Raw genomic sequence first — 306 nt, forward strand, 5'->3', positions numbered from 1 at the left:
GGGCCCTCGCCCTGGCCGGCGATCCGCAGGTGGACGCGATCGTGGTCGCCACCTCCACGGGGGACCAGCCGATGCCCGCGATGGCGCCCCGGCTGGCCTCCCGGCTCGGCAGGGACGGCGTCGCCGCCTGGGACGTGTCGGCGGCCTGCAGCGGTTTCGTCTACGGTCTGGCCACCGCGGCCGGTGTCCTGTGCGCGGGCATCGCCCAGCGCGTCCTGCTGGTGGCGGCCGAGGTGTACTCCACGCTGATCGCCCCCGACGACCGCAGCGCCGGAGTGGTGTTCGGGGACGGGGCGGGGGCCGTGG

General features: G+C 76.8%; 1 pseudogene. It reads left to right on the plus strand.

The annotated features are described in order from the left end of the window. Positions 1-306 (plus strand): annotated as a pseudogene (locus tag J0695_RS40700) (3-oxoacyl-ACP synthase); the annotation flags it as partial.

The organism is Streptomyces beijiangensis (assembly GCF_017315755.1).
Classification (GTDB): Bacteria; Actinomycetota; Actinomycetes; order Streptomycetales; family Streptomycetaceae; genus Streptomyces; species Streptomyces beijiangensis.